The 2664-nt window shown below is 57.8% G+C and carries 2 protein-coding genes; both read right to left on the bottom strand.

From position 1 onward, the window contains the following. Positions 1–650: 650 nt before the first annotated feature. Positions 651–1796, bottom strand: coding sequence for a polymorphic toxin type 22 domain-containing protein (locus F2P45_RS36870; protein WP_166882615.1), 1146 nt, complete (start codon positions 1794–1796; stop codon positions 651–653). Positions 1797–1798: 2 nt separating this feature from the next. Continuing rightward, positions 1799–2626, bottom strand: coding sequence for a DcrB-related protein (locus F2P45_RS33945; protein ID WP_223164901.1), 828 nt, complete (start codon positions 2624–2626; stop codon positions 1799–1801). Positions 2627–2664 lie beyond the last annotated feature (38 nt).

The following is a 2664-nucleotide window of genomic DNA, read 5'->3' as shown; positions in this document are numbered from 1 at the left end:
AGCTTTCGCTGCCGTCGGCCATCTGCACGCCGACGCTGACGTTCTTGCCCATCAGCGTCTTGAGTTCGATGGAACCGTCTTTCGAGATCAGGCTCAGGTTGAAGATGTACTGGTCCGAAATCGTCGTGGTGCCGCTCATCGACTCGATCAGCAAGCCTTTGATGGGCGAGTAAAAGCGCAGCAGGCGCGAGGTGTCGACATAGTCGGCGGCGCCTCCACCGCCACCTCCGCCTCAGACCTCGCAGCATCACCTGTCAACACCTAAACGGCATTACTGGCGAGGCTGTATGTCAATGTCGGCACTGACCCCGTATCCGCTGTATGACAATATTGGCACTGACCCCTGTACCCTGCCACTGTCCACTGCTGTGCTACTTTCATCACGCGTCCGCCCAAAAGACGAGAGTAAACGCGATTTGCCCGAAGTTTACAAGCCCTGCTGGTAAGTCATTGAAAGTAAACCGTTTCTGCCGACGTGTGCGGAGTTGTGTATAACGCCATGACTTGAAGCTTAGTCAAGTAGGAGCTTCAAAAATCCTCCGCCGACTAACGTAGCGACGAAGATCACCGCGCACCAGTACACGCGTTTTTCATTGCGACTCATCTTCTTCCAAGTCTCATCATCTGGACCACCTTGACCTGCCATTTTTTTACTCCTTATCCTTAGGTTTATTTAACGGTGCTGAATACGTAAAAGGCGCCGTGCCAAACGCCACCTTGCCCGGACTTCCGACGCCCAACTCAAGCGCATATAATCCTCCGTAGGCATGCGAAACTGCGGCGACTGCATTAACTCTCCAGGGCGTTGGTATTGATAGAAATACTTGATTCCCAGAACCATTTAAAAACCCGTTGGTAGAGTCGGCGTCGTTCGCTCCAAAAATCCACCCGGCGGTTGCGGTAACTGAGGGCTTGACTGATGTGTTTGATTCTGTACTGACAACAACCCCGCCTCCAACATAGGCTGTTCCATCATAAGTGTTAACCACCGCAGAGCCAGCACCGCTCAAAGAACCAACCCCAACAGCATAGTAATTAGGACGAAGCGGGCTAGGATGATCAAACCCGGCAGATTTCGCCCCCATATAGTTCCACCCCGGGCCGAAGGGGTTGGTACGTGCCGCATGGGCGATACGTTCGGCGTCGTCACTCATTTTCGCGGCGCTGCGGAAATAGATGTCACTTGCGGCAGATGCATTTTTAGCCGCTTCGCGGTACGCCGCACCGGAAGCCTTATTGCCACTCGCATAGGCCAGCTCCGATGCACGGTTCAACTGGAATGCATGGGCAAACTGCTGCGCGCCGGCGTCGCTGAGGCTGGCAATAGTCGGTCGTGAGTCATTCGCAAGCGGCCCCAAAGCGTCCTTCTGCGCAGCGCTACTTTGCAAGGCGTCAGCTCCCGCCTCAGCCATCAACACGGCCTGTTGTAGCGCCGGTGAAGTTTGATTTTTCGCCATGTCCGCTTCAGCTTTGGCACCATTGCTACCAATGAAAACATTGGGTGACCCATCGGTAATGAAAGCGCCGCAGGCAATCTTATCGCTCACCCTGGCTGCCGGCAAGCCGTTAATAAATACGGTGGGGCTGCCAGTCGCGATCGGCGGGGGAGCGCTGTCGTGCTTCGAGCACACCGTCTCGTCCACGCTCGCCCGCGCCGCCTTGATACCGTTGGTGAACACATTCCCGGAACAAGGCCCGATGATCTTGCCGGTAACGTCACCGCCTCCACCGCCTTTCGGACCGTCGCCAGGCTTCGTGTGGCCGATCGGATCGCCTAATCGCGCTGCTTGAGGCATGCTTAACCCTCCACCGACTGGTCGAGCATGGCCTGTACCTCGGCAATACTGGAAAGACGCACCGCCGGCGACCCCGCCACGAACATCGATGCCTGATACAACTGCGCACGCAGATTTGGTGTGCCGCGTTCGGGGCGTTTCTCGAGCACATAGCTGCCAGCCTTGCGCCACACGGTACCCGTGTTCGGCACCACAAAATCCGGATGCAAGGGCGTGCCGGCGGCATCGAAGAACGCCCAGGCGTCATGCTCGACTTCGCGCGCATCGGTCTTGCGGCAAGCTTCATCATGGTTGGCAAACGCGTGCAGGGTGCGGCGCCGCTCGGACAACGCAAACACAGTCGACGCAATCGCCGGCGCCGAACTTGCGACCTCTTTCACTTCCGGCGCCTTCTTGTGGCGCAGCTTGACGCTTGCCAGCATTCCATCGAAGGTGGCATTCCACTCGTCAGTGAACTGGGTAAGGCAGGTCGCGGCGATCAGCATCGCCTTCACGTCGCCCGCTTCGGTACGGGGCAGCATGGTGATCACCTGGCGCTGGTGCATCAAGTGCCCTGCGCTGCGCCAGCGGTACGCGAGTTCGATGGCCGGCGTCTCGTCCAGCGTGCGTTCCACTCGGTTCAGCAAACGGAAATCGGGTAAGGAGTTGCCCAGTTCGGCGACCAGGCGGTCGGCGAAATTGACCAGCGAGTCGTCCCCTTGCGCATCCGCATGCGACATCACCACGCTGAACTCGCTCGGCCCCTCGTCGGCCAGCGTGAACATGTGCATGGTCTTGTCCTTGAGCTGCGCCGGCAGCTCGAAGGTCGCGTGATTGGTATGGTATGGCATGCTTGACGGTTCTTTCATCTTGGTTCTCTTTGGGGCGA

The organism is Massilia mucilaginosa, assembly GCF_011682145.1.
GTDB classification, from domain to species: Bacteria; Pseudomonadota; Gammaproteobacteria; order Burkholderiales; family Burkholderiaceae_D; genus Telluria_A; species Telluria_A mucilaginosa.
Note: the sequence above shows the minus strand (reverse complement) of the source record. Positions and strands in the feature narration are given on the sequence as shown.